Origin of the sequence: Burkholderia sp. Nafp2/4-1b (assembly GCF_003635165.1) — a bacterium.
Classification (GTDB): domain Bacteria; phylum Pseudomonadota; class Gammaproteobacteria; order Burkholderiales; family Burkholderiaceae; genus Burkholderia.
Genome location: NZ_ML058606.1, coordinates 275,414 through 290,449 on the forward strand (window position 1 = coordinate 275,414; position 15,036 = coordinate 290,449).

The 15,036-nt window shown below is 67.2% G+C and carries 16 protein-coding genes; 10 read left to right on the top strand and 6 right to left on the bottom strand.

Translation table 11 applies throughout. The features are described from left to right. Nucleotides 1–30: 30 nt before the first annotated feature. The gene (locus C7H84_RS17200) at nucleotides 31–1,104 is read right to left on the bottom strand and encodes a LacI family DNA-binding transcriptional regulator (protein ID WP_121859890.1); all 1,074 of its coding nucleotides are present in this window, start codon (nucleotides 1,102–1,104) and stop codon (nucleotides 31–33) included. Nucleotides 1,105–1,345: 241 nt separating this feature from the next. Here C7H84_RS17200 and rbsK point away from each other — a divergent pair, with 241 nt between their 5' ends. Genes rbsK through C7H84_RS17215 form a run of 3 tightly spaced genes read left to right on the top strand, consistent with a single transcriptional unit; the run spans nucleotide 1,346 to nucleotide 4,642 of the window. Next, the gene (rbsK, locus tag C7H84_RS17205; protein WP_121859891.1) at nucleotides 1,346–2,275 is read left to right on the top strand and encodes a ribokinase; all 930 of its coding nucleotides are present in this window, start codon (nucleotides 1,346–1,348) and stop codon (nucleotides 2,273–2,275) included. 57 nt (nucleotides 2,276–2,332) lie between these two features. After that, entirely contained in the window at nucleotides 2,333–3,652 is a 1,320-nt protein-coding gene (locus C7H84_RS17210; RefSeq protein ID WP_121859892.1) for an MFS transporter, read from the top strand. A 42-nt stretch (nucleotides 3,653–3,694) separates the two neighbouring features. Next, nucleotides 3,695–4,642, top strand: a complete 948-nt coding sequence (locus tag C7H84_RS17215; protein ID WP_121859893.1) for a dihydrodipicolinate synthase family protein — start codon at nucleotides 3,695–3,697, stop codon at nucleotides 4,640–4,642. 120 nt (nucleotides 4,643–4,762) lie between these two features. On the opposite strand, the gene C7H84_RS17220 is transcribed toward C7H84_RS17215, so the two are convergent. Continuing rightward, nucleotides 4,763–6,436, bottom strand: coding sequence for an electron transfer flavoprotein-ubiquinone oxidoreductase (locus C7H84_RS17220; protein ID WP_121859894.1), 1,674 nt, complete (start codon nucleotides 6,434–6,436; stop codon nucleotides 4,763–4,765). A 177-nt stretch (nucleotides 6,437–6,613) separates the two neighbouring features. Here C7H84_RS17220 and C7H84_RS17225 point away from each other — a divergent pair, with 177 nt between their 5' ends. Both C7H84_RS17225 and C7H84_RS17230 read left to right on the top strand, forming a co-directional pair. After that, a complete protein-coding gene (locus tag C7H84_RS17225) occupies nucleotides 6,614–7,390 on the top strand; it encodes an SDR family oxidoreductase (protein ID WP_121859895.1) in 777 nt (258 codons plus the stop codon). 32 nt (nucleotides 7,391–7,422) lie between these two features. After that, entirely contained in the window at nucleotides 7,423–7,854 is a 432-nt protein-coding gene (locus C7H84_RS17230; RefSeq protein ID WP_121859896.1) for a thioesterase family protein, read from the top strand. Between the two features lie 123 nt (nucleotides 7,855–7,977). Here the strand turns inward: C7H84_RS17230 and C7H84_RS17235 are convergent, their stop codons facing one another. After that, a complete protein-coding gene (locus C7H84_RS17235) occupies nucleotides 7,978–8,523 on the bottom strand; it encodes a LuxR C-terminal-related transcriptional regulator (protein ID WP_121859897.1) in 546 nt (181 codons plus the stop codon). Nucleotides 8,524–8,747: 224 nt separating this feature from the next. On the opposite strand from C7H84_RS17235, the gene C7H84_RS17240 reads away from it, so the two are divergent. After that, on the top strand, nucleotides 8,748–9,452 hold the full coding sequence (locus C7H84_RS17240; protein WP_121859898.1) for a CoA transferase subunit A: 705 nt from the start codon (nucleotides 8,748–8,750) through the stop codon (nucleotides 9,450–9,452). Nucleotide 9,453: 1 nt separating this feature from the next. Continuing rightward, the gene (locus C7H84_RS17245; protein ID WP_121859899.1) at nucleotides 9,454–10,095 is read left to right on the top strand and encodes a CoA transferase subunit B; all 642 of its coding nucleotides are present in this window, start codon (nucleotides 9,454–9,456) and stop codon (nucleotides 10,093–10,095) included. 77 nt (nucleotides 10,096–10,172) lie between these two features. Here the strand turns inward: C7H84_RS17245 and C7H84_RS17250 are convergent, their stop codons facing one another. The 3 genes from C7H84_RS17250 to C7H84_RS17260 are packed head-to-tail and all read right to left on the bottom strand — an operon-like array spanning nucleotide 10,173 to nucleotide 12,510. After that, nucleotides 10,173–10,886: an SDR family oxidoreductase gene (locus C7H84_RS17250; RefSeq protein WP_121859900.1), complete on the bottom strand. Its 714-nt coding sequence runs from the start codon at nucleotides 10,884–10,886 to the stop codon at nucleotides 10,173–10,175. Between the two features lie 38 nt (nucleotides 10,887–10,924). Beyond that, nucleotides 10,925–11,941 carry a polysaccharide deacetylase family protein gene (locus C7H84_RS17255; RefSeq protein WP_121859901.1) on the bottom strand — a complete coding sequence of 339 codons (1,017 nt, stop codon included), beginning with the start codon at nucleotides 11,939–11,941 and terminating at the stop codon, nucleotides 10,925–10,927. Between the two features lie 11 nt (nucleotides 11,942–11,952). Continuing rightward, nucleotides 11,953–12,510, bottom strand: coding sequence for an ester cyclase (locus tag C7H84_RS17260; protein ID WP_121859902.1), 558 nt, complete (start codon nucleotides 12,508–12,510; stop codon nucleotides 11,953–11,955). Nucleotides 12,511–12,644: 134 nt separating this feature from the next. On the opposite strand from C7H84_RS17260, the gene C7H84_RS17265 reads away from it, so the two are divergent. From C7H84_RS17265 to C7H84_RS17275, 3 genes are all read left to right on the top strand, one after another. Next, complete coding sequence (locus tag C7H84_RS17265) at nucleotides 12,645–13,553, top strand: LysR family transcriptional regulator (RefSeq protein ID WP_121859903.1); 909 nt, start codon at nucleotides 12,645–12,647, stop codon at nucleotides 13,551–13,553. Between the two features lie 124 nt (nucleotides 13,554–13,677). After that, nucleotides 13,678–14,574, top strand: coding sequence for an alpha/beta hydrolase (locus C7H84_RS17270; RefSeq protein WP_121859904.1), 897 nt, complete (start codon nucleotides 13,678–13,680; stop codon nucleotides 14,572–14,574). A gap of 79 nt (nucleotides 14,575–14,653) precedes the next feature. Beyond that, complete coding sequence (locus tag C7H84_RS17275) at nucleotides 14,654–15,007, top strand: RidA family protein (protein ID WP_121859905.1); 354 nt, start codon at nucleotides 14,654–14,656, stop codon at nucleotides 15,005–15,007. Nucleotides 15,008–15,036: the final 29 nt, after the last annotated feature.

Sequence of the window (15,036 nt, forward strand, 5' to 3'; positions counted from 1 at the left end):
CGAAGCGGGGCGCCTGAGGCGCCCCGTTTTTCATTGAGCCGCAGACGCCGGCGGCGGCGCGGCCGATTCGCGCACCCGCAGTTCGGGCAGTACCGCGCAACCGGGCCCGGCCTTGCCGTTCTCGAGCGCGTCGAGCAGCGCGTGCGCGGCCTGGCGCCCGATCGCGGCGGTGTCGACCCACATCGTCGTCAGCGACGGCCGGATTTCGCGCGCCAGCGCGACGTCGTCGAATCCGGTAATCGACAGTTGCGACGGCACCTCGAGGCCCAGCGCCTGCGCTTCGAGCAGCGCGCCGAGCGCGAGCGCGTCGTTCCCGCATATCACGGCGGTCGGGCGCGTCGGCCCGCTGTCGGCAATCGCGCGCAGGCTCGCGCGCCCGAACGCGATCGTGGCGGGGCCTTCATGCTGGTGCACCGGGCGTACCGCCAGCCCGCGCGCGGCCAGCGTGTCGTGAATGCCGCGCAGACGGGCCTGCACGCGGTCGTTGTTCGCGGAAGGCTGCATGATGACCGCGAAATCGCGATGGCCGAGGTCGAGCAGGTGCGTCGTCAGCCGCGCGAATGCCGCCCGGTTGTCGAAACCGATGCAACAGTGCGGGCTGTCGTCGCGATACGCATAGGTCACGACATACGGCACGCGATGCAGGTCGAGCAGTTCGAACACTTCGGGCGGATGCGCTTCGCCGACCAGCGACAGCGCCTCGACGCCGCGCGACAGCATCGCGCGCACCTGCGCGAGCGCCTGCGCCGGATCGTAATTCGAGCAGCCGAGGAAGAGCGTGATGCCGTGTTCGGCCATGACCGCCTGCATGCCGGCGACCTGCGATGCGAACACCTGATCGTCGAGCGTCGGGATGATCGCCCCGGTGATGTGGGTGCGCGTGGACGCGAGGGCGCGGCCGGCCGCGTTCGGGATCCAGTTCAGCGCGCGGGCGGCGTCGCGCACGCGCTGCTGCACGTCGGCCGACACCTTGCCGGGTTCGTTGTACACGCGCGAAACGGTCGCGGTCGACACGCCGGCGAGTTTCGCGACATCGCCGAGCACCGACCGGCCGCTGCCACGGCGTGCGCGCGCCGGGCCGCCATTGGAAGGGGGCGTGCTCATCGGCGATACCCGGCCGGAACGGTCGCGCGGGTTGCGCAGGTTCTCAAAAGCGCCATCGTTTACCCTCGATTCCTCGTGGTCCTGCTTGCATTCCCGGCATCGCCTGTGAGAATGTAAGCGCTATCTTGATGTCAGTCCGTATTATGTCAGACACCCGTTCCGCCCGCATCACCGGGAAATTTTCGTCGATTCCAGCCTTGTCGGCCATTTTGTTTGTCGTAAATGTAAGCGGTTACATTCAATGATGGATCTCGCAAAATCACCGCGAATCGCGGTCGTCGGCAGCCTCAACGTCGACCTCGTCACGCACGCGCCGCGGCTGCCCGTGCCGGGCGAAACGCTGCTCGGCACGACGTTCCGGACCGTCCACGGCGGCAAGGGGGCGAACCAGGCAGTGGCCGCCGGGCGCCTTGGTGCGTCGGTGGCGATGATCGGCTGCGTCGGCAACGACGCGTTCGGCGCACGCCTGCACGACGCGCTGGCGGCGGAGCGCATCGACGTGACGCACCTGCGGCGGGTCGACGGCGAGGCAACCGGCGTCGCGACGATCACCGTCGATGCGCACGGGGCGAACAGCATCGTCGTCGTGCCCGGCGCGAACGCGTGCCTCGATGCCGCATCGATCGACGCGGCGCGCGACGTGATCGCCGGCGCGGCATTGATGGTGTGCCAGCTCGAGGTGCCGATCGAGACCGTTGCGCGCGCAATCGGCAGCGCCATCGCACATCGCACGCCAGTGTTGCTCAATCCGGCGCCCGCACGGCCGCTGTTCGATGCGCTGCTGGCCCGGATCGACTACCTCGTCGTCAACGAGACGGAAGCGGAGTCGCTGACCGGCATCGCGGTCGGCGACGACGCGTCAGCGGTGCGCGCGACGGATGCGTTGTGCGCGAAGGGCGTCGGCAACGTGCTGGTCACGCTCGGCGCGCGCGGCGTCTGCTGGCGCGGCAGCGCAGGGCACGGCCGCCATCGCGCGGTGGCGGTGGCGGCGGTCGATACCACGGCTGCCGGCGATACCTTCGTCGGCGGGTTCGCGGCCGCCCGCGCGGGCGGTGCGTCGATGGACGACGCCATCGCATTCGGCCAGCGCGCGGCCGCGATCAGCGTGACGCGTTACGGCGCGCAGACGTCGATTCCGACCCGCGAAGAAGTGGTAGGCATGGCCGGATAGATTCCGCGACGACGGAACGATGGGCCGGCACCCATTCATGACATGGAGACAAACGCAATGAACGAGAACCAGGCAGTACCCAGTGCGCCGCCACGGATCCGGCGCGGACAACGCATCGCGCTCGCCCTGCTGATGGTGAGCGGGATCGTCAACTATCTCGATCGCGGCACACTGGCCGTCGCGAGTTCGGCCATCCGCCACGACCTCGGGCTGTCGCTCTCCGAGGTGGGCCTGCTGCTGTCGGCATTCTCGTGGAGCTATGCGTTGTGCCAGTTTCCGGTCGGCGGACTCGTCGACCGGATCGGCCCGCGCCGGCTGCTCGGCATCGGGCTGATCGTGTGGTCGTTCGCGCAGGCCGCGGGCGGCATCGTTTCCACGCTCGGCTGGTTCATCGTCGCGCGCATCGTGCTCGGCATCGGCGAGGCGCCGCAGTTCCCGTCGGCGGCGCGGGTCGTGAGCAACTGGTTTCCGCTGCGAGCACGCGGTACGCCGACCGGCATCTTCAACGCGGCATCGCCGCTCGGCACCGCGCTCGCGCCGTTGCTGCTGGCGGTGGTCGTCGCATCGTTCCACTGGCGCTGGGCGTTCATCGCGACGGGGGCGCTCGGTCTCGTCGTCGCCGTCATCTGGTTCGCGCTGTACCGCGATCCGGCGCGTCCGGAGTTGACCGCGGCGGAACGCGCGTATCTCGATGCCGATGCGCAGACGAGCGTCGCGGCGCCCAAGCTGACCTTCGCCGAGTGGCGCAGCCTGTTCTCGCACGGCACGACCTGGGGCATGCTGATCGGATTCTTCGGTTCCGTGTATCTGAACTGGGTCTATCTGACGTGGCTGCCGGGGTACCTGACGATGGAGCGCCACATGAGCCTCGTTCGCACCGGGTTTGCGGCCTCGGTGCCGTTCCTGTGCGGGTTCGTCGGCTCGCTCGTCGCCGGCTGGCTGTCGGATCTGGTCACACGCCGCAGCAGTTCGCCGGTCGTGAGCCGCCGCAACGCGGTGGTCGTCGCGATGCTCGGCATGGTCGCGTTCACGATTCCGGCCGCGCTCGTGCAGAGCAACACGGTCGCGCTCGCGTGCATTTCGGTCGTGATCTTTCTCGCGAATGCGGCATCGGCCTGTTCGTGGGCGCTCGCGACGGCTGCCGCGCCGCCGAGCCGCATCGCATCGCTCGGCGCGATCCAGAATTTCGGCGGTTTCATCGGCGGGGCGCTCGCGCCGATCCTGACCGGGGTCATCGCGCAGAAGTGGTCGTTCGTGCCGGCGCTGCTGACGGCCGCGGCCATTGCATTCGCCGGGGCGATGGCCTACCTGCTGCTGGTTCGCAAGCCGATTCCCGAGCAGTCCGCGAGTGCCGCGCCCGGCGTGCTGCCGGCCTGAGCATCGCGGCTGCACCGCAATTACTGAAGCAAGGAGAGACAGATGCAACACCATCAGCCGTCGACCACGGCCATCGAAGGGATCGTGCCGGTGATGCTGACGCCGTTCGACGACGCCGGTGCGATCGACTATGCGGGCCTCGAGCGACTCATCGAGTGGTACCTCGCGCACGGCTCGGATGCGCTGTTCGCGGTCGCACAGTCGAGCGAGATGCAGTTCCTGAGCCTGGCGGAGCGGGCGGAACTCGCGCGCTTCGTGGTCGAGCGCGTGGCCGGGCGCGTGCCTGTCGTCGCGTCCGGGCACATCAGCGACGATCTCGATGCGCAGGTCGCCGAGCTGCGCGCGGCCGCCGAATCGGGTGCGCAGGGCGTCGTGCTCGTGACCAACCGTCTGGATCCGCAGCGCAAGGGCAGCGCCGCGTTTCTCGATCATCTTCACAAGCTGCTGGCGCGGCTGCCTTCGGATTTGCCGCTCGGCCTGTACGAATGTCCGGCGCCGTATCGCCGACTGCTGTCGGACGACGAACTGCGCGCGTGCATCGACACCGGCCGCTTCGTGATGCTCAAGGACGTGAGTTGCGACCTGGAGACGGTGAAGCGGCGCGTGGCGCTCGCCGCCGGGTCGCCGCTGAAGATCCTGAATGCGAACGCCGCGATCGCGTGGGATGCGATGAAGGCGGGCTCCGCCGGCTTCAACGGCGTGTTCACCAACTTCCATCCCGACCTGTATCGGTGGCTGCGCACGCGGGGCGACTCCGACCCGGCACTCGCCGACGAACTGTCGACGTTCCTGGTGATCTCGGCCGTGTCGGAGGTACTGGGCTACCCGGCGCTCGCGAAGATCTATCACCAGCGGATCGGCACGTTCGATTCGATTCGCTGCCGCGCGATCGATTACGACGTGCGCGAGCGGTTCTGGGCGCTCGACGCGGTGCTCGACAAGATCGTGTCGGGCACCGAGCATTTCCGTCGGCGGATCGCAGCCCGCTAGCGTGAGGCAATGCGGTGCGCGGTACGCGGCGCCTGAGCCGCGTGCCCGCGCGGACACGTGGCAGCGCCGGATGCCGAGCGGACGAAAAAAACGCCGCGCGAGGCGGCGTTTTCCGGCAGCTTACATGTTCGGGTAGTTCGGCCCGCCGCCGCCCTCCGGCGTGACCCACACGATGTTCTGCGTCGGGTCCTTGATGTCGCAGGTCTTGCAGTGCACGCAGTTCTGCGCGTTGATCACCAGTCGATCGCTGCCGTCGTCGTTCTTCACGAACTCGTACACGGCCGCCGGACAGAAGCGCGCTTCCGGCCCCGCATACGTGTGCAGGTTCACGTTTACCGGCACGCTCGCATCCTTCAGCGTCAGGTGCGCCGGCTGGTTTTCCTCGTGGTTCGTGTTCGAGATGAACACCGACGACAGCCGGTCGAACGTCAGCTTGCCGTCCGGCTTCGGATACTCGATCGGCGTGCACTGCGACGCCGGCTTCAGCATCTCGTGGTCTGCATGCTTGTGGTGCAACGTCCACGGCACGTTGCCGCCCATCACCTTCTGTTCGAGCCCGACCATCAGCGTGCCGAGGTACAGGCCTTTCGCCATCCACTGCTTGAAGTTGCGCGCGCGGTACAGCTCCGTGTACAGCCACGATTGCTTGAAGGCGTCGGGATACGCGTTCAACTCGTCGCTTTGACGGCCGGCCTGCACCGCGTCGAATGCGGCGTCGGCCGCCAGCATGCCGGTCTTGATCGCCGCGTGGCTGCCCTTGATCCGCGATGCGTTCAAAAAGCCCGCGTCGTCGCCGATCAGCGCGCCGCCCGGAAACACCGTCTTCGGCAGCGACAGCAGGCCGCCCGCCGTGATTGCCCGCGCGCCATACGACACGCGCTTGCCGCCTTCGAGGAACGCGCGGATCGACGGGTGCGTCTTGTAGCGCTGGAATTCCTCGAACGGCGACAGGTATGGGTTCGTGTAGCCGAGGCCCACCACGAAGCCGACCACGACCTGGTTGTTGTCCATGTGATACAGGAACGAGCCGCCGTACGTATCGGATTTGAGCGGCCAGCCGGCCGTGTGGATCACGAGGCCCGGCTTGTGCTTGGCCGGATCGATTTCCCACAGCTCCTTGATGCCGATCCCGTACGCCTGCGGATCGGCGTTCGCGTCGAGCTTGAACTTCGAGATCAACTGGCGACCGAGATGGCCGCGGCAGCCTTCGGCGAACAGCGTGTACTTCGCGTGCAGCTCCATGCCGAGCTGGAAGTTCTCGGTCGGCTCGCCGTCCTTGCCCACGCCCATGTTGCCGGTCGCGACGCCTTTGACCGAGCCGTCGTCGTTGTAGAGAATCTCGGCTGCCGGGAAGCCGGGGAAGATTTCCACACCAAGCGCTTCGGCCTGTGCCCCAAGCCAACGCGTGACGTTACCGAGCGAAATCACGTAGTTGCCGTGATTCTGGAAGTTGGCGGGCAGTGCCCAGTTCGGCGTGGTGATCGCGCTGCTCTCGGACAGGAACAGGAAGCGGTCTTCGGTCACCTCGACGTCGAGCGGTGCGCCGCGTTCCTTCCAGTCGGGGAACAGTTCGGTAATCGCGCGCGGGTCCATCACCGCGCCCGACAGGATGTGCGCGCCGATTTCCGAACCCTTTTCGAGCACGCACACGCCGATCTCGGTGCCTTTCTCGGCAGCCAGCTGCTTGAGCCGGATCGCAGCCGACAGCCCGGCGGGGCCGCCGCCGACGATCACGACGTCGTATTCCATCGATTCGCGCGGGCCGTATTGCTCGATGAGGCTTGCGGGGGTCATTGGCGTTCCTCTAACCGTTAGAATGCTTTTATTCGGGAGCGTATTGTCTGCGAAACGAAACGCTTGCCGCAACAGCATGCGGATAGATTAGCACGATCGTTCTATTTTTTCTGCTAGGGTTATGCTGCACGGGACAGGGCGCCCGCGGCGGCGCAACGACATCGAAAGGGGTGTGCAATGGGTCGATCGATCAATCTGGAAGGCAAGGTCGCGCTGGTCACGGGCGCGTCGAGCGGCCTCGGCCAACGCTTTGCCCAGGTGCTGTCGCAGGCCGGCGCGAAGGTCGTGCTCGCGAGCCGCCGCGTCGAGCGCCTGAAGGAGCTGCGCGCGGAGATCGAGGCGGCGGGCGGTGCCGCGCACGTCGTATCGCTCGACGTCACCGATGTGCAAAGCATCAAGGCGGCCATCGCGCATGCGGAGACGGAAGCCGGCACGATCGACATCCTCGTGAACAATTCGGGCGTGTCGACGATGCAGAAGCTCGTCGACGTGACGCCGGCCGATTTCGAGTTCGTGTTCGACACCAACACGCGCGGCGCATTCTTCGTCGCGCAGGAAGTCGCGAAGCGGATGATCATGCGCGGGAACGGCAACGGCAAGCCGGGTTACCGGATCATTAACATCGCGTCGGTGGCCGGCCTGCGCGTGTTCCCGCAGATCGGGCTGTATGCGATGAGCAAGTCGGCGGTCGTGCAGATGACGCGCTCGATGGCGCTCGAATGGGGCCGCCACGGGATCAACGTCAATGCGATCTGCCCGGGCTACATCGATACCGAAATCAATCATTACCTGTGGGAAACCGAGCAGGGCCAGAAGCTGCAGTCGATGCTGCCGCGCCGGCGCGTCGGCAAGCCGCAGGATCTCGACGGGCTGTTGTTGCTGCTCGCGGCCGACGAGTCGCAGTTCATCAACGGCTCGATTATCTCCGCCGACGACGGCTTCGCCCTCGCCTGAGTGGATGACATTCAGCAACAAAAATGACTGCAATGAACGATTATTCCCCCGTATTTGAAATGTCGATGCCGATCCGCTGGGGCGACATGGACGCATTCGGCCACGTGAACAACACGGTCTATTTCCGCTACATGGAGCAGGCGCGGATCTCGTGGTTCGAGGAACTCGGCATCGCGGGCGGCAACGGCGAGGGGCAGGGGCCCGTGATCGTCACGGCATCGATGGAGTTCCTGAAGCAGCTGCACTATCCGGGCGACGTGATCGCACGGATGTCGGCCGCGCAGCCGGGCCGCAGCAGCTTCGACACCGGTTTCGAGCTGACGCGCGCGGACGATCCGCAGCACGTGTATGCGCGCGGCAATGCGCGCTGCGTGTGGGTCGACTATGCGCTCGGCAAGTCGGTGCCGCTGCCGCAACTGCTGCGCGACACGATCGAGCGCGCGCTCGCCGCGAAGGTCGACTGAGCACCGTCGTGCAGTAGCGCCCAACCCGGCGCACACGGGCGCACGGGCGCCGGTGCGGCGCCAGTTCCGAATGCCCCCCGAATCGGCCGCATCATGCGGCCGATCGCCTTTTCAGCGCACGGGTTACTGCCCGAGCAGGCGCTGCAGCAGTTCCGGCGTATTGTTCGTGCCGTACTTGCGCATCAGCCGCGCACGGTAGATGTCGACCGTGCGCGAACTGATGTCGAGCACGCGTCCGATCTGCTTGCTGGTCTTGCCGGTCGCGAGCTGCGCGGCGATCTCGCGTTCGCGCGGTGTCAGCTCGACGGCGACCCGGCGCGTCGCGCTCAGGTCCTCGAAGGTCCACACGCCCGCGGCGAGCGGCGCGGTGCGGGCGAGCGCGCGGCCCGTCACGTGGCACCAGAACAGCTCGCCGTCGGCCCGTTTCATGATTCGGTCATCGGCGTAGGTGCCGTTCGCGATCATCACGCGCGAGATGCGCTCGCCGATCCGCTGGAATTCGTCCAGCGACGGATAGAGCACCTCGTACGACTTGCCGATCAGGTCGGCCCGCGCGCAGCGAAAGATCGACGCGAGCGCGTCGTTGCAGTCCTCGATCACGCGGTCGCGCGACATCACGAGGCCGAGCGGCGCGAGGTGAAAGGCAGTCTGGTAATCGAGAGCGGGCATGGCGCAGGCAGGCGGAGGCAAATGCTTATGTATTTTTGCGTATTGTGCCGGATTGGCGCCACATCGTACCCTTTCAGGCATCTCGCGGCGGTTTGTCGCGATATAAAAACAGCGCGCTTCGACGCAGGGTTCGCCGTGCATGCCTAGAATGGTGCGGCGGGCTTGCGGCCCCAGTGGGCGCGTGAACCGGTTTTGCTGGTTTCCATAGAGGAAGGGACATACAGATGAACAAAGTCTATCCCAGCGCGGCTGCCGCGCTGGAAGGGATCGTCCGCGACGGACAGACCTTCGCGGTCGGCGGCTTCGGCCTGTGCGGGATTCCCGAGGCGCTGATCGCGGCGTTGCGCGATTCCGGCGTCAAGGGCATCACCTGCATCAGCAACAACGCGGGCGTCGACGGCTTCGGTCTCGGCCTGCTGCTGGAAACGCGCCAGATCAAGAAGATGATCTCGTCGTACGTCGGCGAGAACAAGGAGTTCGAGCGCCAGTATCTGGCCGGCGAACTCGAGCTCGAATTCACGCCGCAGGGCACGCTCGCCGAGAAGCTGCGCGCGGGCGGCGCCGGCATTCCGGCCTTTTTCACGAACACCGGCTACGGCACGGTGATCGCGGAAGGCAAGGAAACGCGCCAGTTCGGCGATCGCCACTACGTGCTCGAGCCGTCGCTGACGGCCGACGTCGCCCTCGTGAAGGCGTGGAAGGCCGACAAGTCCGGCAACCTGATCTATCGCCGCACGGCGCGCAACTTCAACCCGATGTGCGCGATGGCGGGCAAGATCACCGTGGTCGAAGTCGAGGAGATCGTCGAGAACGGCACGCTCGATCCGGATCACGTCCACACGCCGGGCATCTTCGTGCAGCGCATCGTGCTGAACGCGACGCCGGAAAAACGCATCGAACAACGCGTCGTACGCGCGAAAGGAGACTGACATGGCCTGGAATCGTGACCAGATGGCCGCGCGCGCGGCGAAGGAACTGCAGGACGGCTTCTACGTGAACCTCGGTATCGGCCTGCCGACGCTCGTCGCGAACCACGTGCCGGAAGGCGTCGAGGTGTGGCTGCAGTCGGAGAACGGCCTGCTCGGCATCGGCCCGTCGCCGACCGAGGATGAAGTCGACGCCGACCTCATCAACGCCGGCAAGCAGACCGTCACGACGCTGCCCGGCTCGTCGATCTTCTCGTCGGCCGATTCGTTCGCGATGATCCGCGGCGGCCACATCAACCTCGCGATCCTGGGCGCGATGCAGGTCAGCAAGAAGGGCGACCTCGCGAACTGGATGATCCCCGGCAAGATGATCAAGGGGATGGGCGGCGCGATGGACCTCGTCGCGGGCGTGCGGCGCGTCGTCGTGCTGATGGAGCACGTCGCGAAGGGCGACCAGCACAAGATTCTCGACGAATGCAACCTGCCGCTGACGGGCGTCGGCGTGGTCGACCTGATCATTACCGACCTCGGCGTGATCGAAGTGACGCCGGACGGGCTGAAGGTGCTTGAACTCGCCGACGGCGTGAGCGCGGAAGAGATCCAGACCAAGACGGGCGCACCGCTCGATGTGAGCGCGGTCGCGTAAGCGTCGGCTTTTCCGCACGGCCTTGGACGCCCCGCGTTCCTGACGGAACGCGGGGCGTTTTGTCATCACCGCATGCGTCACGCGATCGCGCCGCCGCCGTCGATCAGCACGGTCGAACCGGTTGCATAAGGCGTGCTGGCCAGGTACACGATCGCATTCGCCACATCCTGCGGCTGACCGACGCGGCGCGCGGGAAGGCGCTGGGCGGCGCCGGCGTACATGGCGTCGCGCGCGTCGGGCGCGAGCTTGTCCCACAACGGCGTCGCGATCAGGCCTGGCGACACGGTATTCACCCGCACGGGCGCCAGTTCGAGCGCAAGGCCGCGGGCGAGTGCCTCGAGCGCCGCGTTGATCGCGCCTTGCAGCACCGACGACGCACTCGGCCGCACGCTAAGGTAGCCCGATACGAACGTCAGCGAACCGCCGGGTGCAATATCGATCGAGCGGGCGACGCGGTATGCGCCCCAGAACTTGCTGTCCATTGCCGCCTGCGCGTCGGCGAGCGGTAGCGCGCGGACCGCGCCCGTGGCGGTCTTCGCGGCCGAAATCACGACGTGGTCGAATCGGCCGGCGCGCGCGCAGAATGCATCGACGGCCGCCGTATCGGTGATGTCGAGCGCTTCGGTACGCACGTGAGCGCCCGACGCGATATCCGCGCCGGCCCTGGCCGGATCGCGCGATGCGATCGTCACGACGGCGCCATGTTGCGCGAACGCGTGCGCGGCGGCGGCGCCGATGCCGGAGCTGCCGCCGACGACGAGTACTTTCTTTCCGTGGAGCGGATCGTTCATGATGGTCTTTCCAAAGTGAGGAGACGAGCGCAATCCGGTCAGATCATTTCGGTCTCGCGCAGCGTCGACGGGCTGTGCAGCGCGAAGCGCGCAATGTCGTCCTTGCGCATGAAAACGACCCCGGGGTGTGATCGAGCGTAGTGCAGGAAGGTGTCCCATGCGCGGACCATCTGCGGCGTGCCGCTGATCCGGTCGTGCGCACTGATCGACATCAGTCTGCGCCGCTGCCCGGCTTCCGCGTACAGCTGGTCGAAATCGAGCTTGATCTGCTCGACGAACATCGTCGGCGAGTAGTTGCGGCCTTCGATCAACAGGATGTCGTTGTTGCGCAGCGTGTACGGGACCACCGCGAAATCGCGGCCGCCGACGGTCTCGATGAACGGTTCGTCGCGGCTGACGTCGTCGATGTGATACACGTAGCCGAGCTCCTGCAGCAGCGACAACGTATGCGGTCCGCGCCGCAGCCAGTTGCAGTTGTAGCCGATCGGGCGCTGGCCGGTCACCGCTTCGACCATGTCGCGCGCTTCGGTCAGGAAGCGGCGCTCGTCGTCGCGGCTCATCGCGAATTGCGCGCGCCACGTCGGGCCGTGCGCGGCGGCTTCGTGGCCGCGCGACACGATCTCGCGCGCCAGTTCGGGGTGTCGGCGCGCGGCTTCCCCGATCATGTGCGACGTCACTTTCACGCCGTGTCGGTCCCACAGATCGAGCAGGCGCGGAATGCCTTCCCGGTAGCCATACGCGAACCAGGTAGCCAATGCGAGATCGACCGGCACCGACGGCGGAAACGCGACGGCCGGAAACGGGCTGTCCGCGCCCGTCGGCGGTTGCCCGCCCGCCTCGAACTGCATCGAGATCGAAATCACGATGCGCGCGCCGTCCGGCCAGAACGGCGTGGCGCCCGGTGCGGCAGGCGCCGGCGTCGGCGTTGGCGCGGCAGTGGCCGGCACGGACGTGCCTGCGGCTAGCGCGACGCCAGCCGCGAGCCCGGCGCCGGCCTGGGCCAGGAACGTGCGGCGCGGCAGAGGCGTCGCGGGCGTGTCGTTACCGTGAGTCATGGTCCCCTCCGTCAGCCGACGAGCCCGAGCTGACGCATCAGCGTCAGGTTGTCCTCGATGTGCCAGTTTTCCGCGATTCGGCCGTGGTCGATCCGATAGATATCGGTCGCGATGAAGTCGATCGCCTGTCCGCGCCCGGCCGTTCCGTTGAAAGCGCCGGTGAAATGGCCGCGAAAATGCAGATGTACGACAGCCCGGTCGCCTGCCACGATCATCTGTTCGATGTCGCAATGCAGGTCCGGGATCGCGCCGCGCATCGTGCCGGAGGCCGCGAGCGGCCCCGACACGCCTTGTTCGCGGCCGGGCGGCAGCGTCCGGTCGGTGAAGTCGTCTGCGAGCGCCGAGCGGGCGAGCGCGGGGTCGCCGGTATTCCAGAAGCTGCCGTAGCGGCGCGCTGCCAGAACTTGCGCGCGGGCCTGCGCGGCCGGCAAGCCTGCCGCGACGGTCAGGGTGCGCGGCGCGACAAGATCGGCGGCATGGGAGGCGGCGGGCCAGAGCGCCACGACGCAAGCGGCTGCGGCGAATGCATGCGCGACTGCGCGGGTGGCCGAACGAAGGCGGATCGACATGGTTTCGGAGGTCCTGTGAAGGCGTCAGGCGACGACGCGGAACAGGTATGGTAGGTTTCCGTTCTGCATGTAAATACGGGCAAAAGGCGAATGGATTCTTCGAAAAAAGGAAAGGTTGGGGCGAGACGGGCGCCATGGCATTGATCGACGATTTCCCGGCGCTCGACACCTTCGCTCGGATCGTGTCGGCCGGCAGCCTGTCGGCGGCGGCGCGCGAGCTCGACCTGTCGTTGTCCGTCGTCAGCAAGCGGCTCGCGCATCTCGAGTCGCGGCTCGGCGTGCGCCTGCTGCACCGGACGACGCGGCAGCAAACGCTCACCGACGACGGCGCGCAGTTTCACGCGCAGGTGCTGCGCATCCTCGCCGAGGTCGAGCATGCGGAAACGCTGATGCGCGATCGCCGCGGCACGGTCAGCGGCGTGCTGCGCGTGACGGCGCCCGGCGAGCTCGGCCGCCTGCGAATCGCGCCGCTCGTGGCGGCATTTCAGCAGCGACATCCGCAATTGACCGTGCAGCTGATGCTGACCGATACGGTCGTCGATCTGCTCGCTTCCGACATCGACGTCGCCGTGCGGATCGGCAATCTTGCCGATTCGACGATGATCGCGCGCGAGCTGGCGCCGAATCATCGTGTGCTGTGCGCGTCGCCGGGTTATCTCGCGGCGCACGGGTGGCCGGCCCATCCGGCCGAGCTTCGTGCGCATCGATGCATCGTGATGGGCGACCAGCCGCGTGCCGAATGGCGGTTCGACGGCGCGCAAGGCGGCGTGGCGGTCGAGGTGACGGCCGTGCTGCTGACTAACGACGGGGGCGCCGCGCGCACGCTGGCGCTCGAGGGCGCGGGCATTGCGTTGAAGTCGATCTGGGACGTCGGCGCCGATCTCGACGCCGGCCGGCTCGTGCGCGTGCTGCCGGCTTACGCCGCGTCCGCCGCGCCGCTGCATGCCGTCTATCCCGGCGGCCGTCACGTGCCGTTGCGCGTGCGGACATTCGTCGATTTCCTGCGCGAGCAGTTGCGTCACGCGTGGCGCCGCCACGATTGAACCCGTGCCGGGTGGTTGCCCGGGCGCGTGGCGCCCCGTCATTCCGAAGCGGTTTACAATCGTTTTCATCGGGCGTCGCAAGCGTTGCCCCGCGCGTCGCCCCCCGTTCGACAGGATGCCAACGATGCCAACGACCCCAGCGAATCCCCCGGTTTCCCGCCAGCGGCGCGTGCAGTGTGCGAGCGCGGCCGGTCTTCACTACGTCGCCTATACCGAGTGGGGCGACCCCGCAAATTCGCGCGTGCTCGTCTGCGTGCACGGGCTGACCCGCTCCGGGCGCGATTTCGACCGGCTGGCCGCCGCGCTGTCCGATACGTATCGCGTCGTCTGTCCCGATGTCGCCGGGCGTGGCCGATCGGACCGGCTGGCCGATCCACGGCTCTACGCGATTCCGCAGTACGTGGCCGACATGGTGACGCTGATTGCACGGCTCGACGTCGAATCGGTCGACTGGTTCGGCACGTCGATGGGCGGCCTGATCGGCATGGCGCTCGCCGGGTTGCCCGGTTCGCCGCTGCGCCGGATGATCGTCAACGACGTCGGCCCGCGCATCGAGCCCGATTCGCTGACGCGCATCGGCGAGTATCTCGGCGTGCAGCCGCGCTTTGCGACCGAGCAGGAGGGCATCGACTATCTGACGTCGTTGTCGCTGCCGTTCGGTGCGCTGAGCGCCGACGAGTGGCGCGAGATCAACGGGCCGCTGCTGCATGAACTGCCCGAAGGCGGCTGGACGATGCGCTACGACCCGCGCATCGCCGAGCCGTTCAAGGCGACGACGCCCGAACTGGCCGCGCTCGGCGAGGCCGCGCTGTGGCGCGCGATCGAGACGACGGACGCGGCGCTGCTCGTCGTGCGCGGCGAGACGTCCGATCTGCTGTCGCGCGAGACGGCGGCCGAAATGGTCCGCCGCGGCCGGCATGTGACGCAGGTCGAGATTCCGGGTGCGGGCCACGCGCCGGCGTTCGTCAGCGCCGACCAGATTGCGCTCGCGCGGCGGTTTTTCGTCGAAGGCGACGCATAAACGCGTCATAATATGCGGTTCGGCGGCACGCGGGCCGTGCCGCCGCCCGATTCCTTACCCATCACGACCGGAACATTTCATGGCAGTCATTCGTCACCACGTCGGGGCCCGTCTCTCCGAAACCGCGATTCACAACGGTACCGTGTATCTGGCGGGCCAGATCGCCGAAGACACCACGCAGGACATCCGCGGCCAGACGCGCGAAGTGCTCGGCCACATCGACCGCCTGCTCGCCGAAGCGAACAGCGACAAGGCGCATCTGCTGTCGGTGCAGATCTACATCTCGGATCTCGCGAACTTCGAAGGCATGAATGCGGAGTGGGACGCATGGGTCGCAGCGGGCAACACGCCGCCGCGCGCCACCGTCGAGGCGAAGCTTGCGGATCCGGCGCTGCTCGTCGAGATCGTCGTCGTCGCCGCGCAGCGGAGCTGAGCGTTATCCGACGATGACCGTATTCCGGC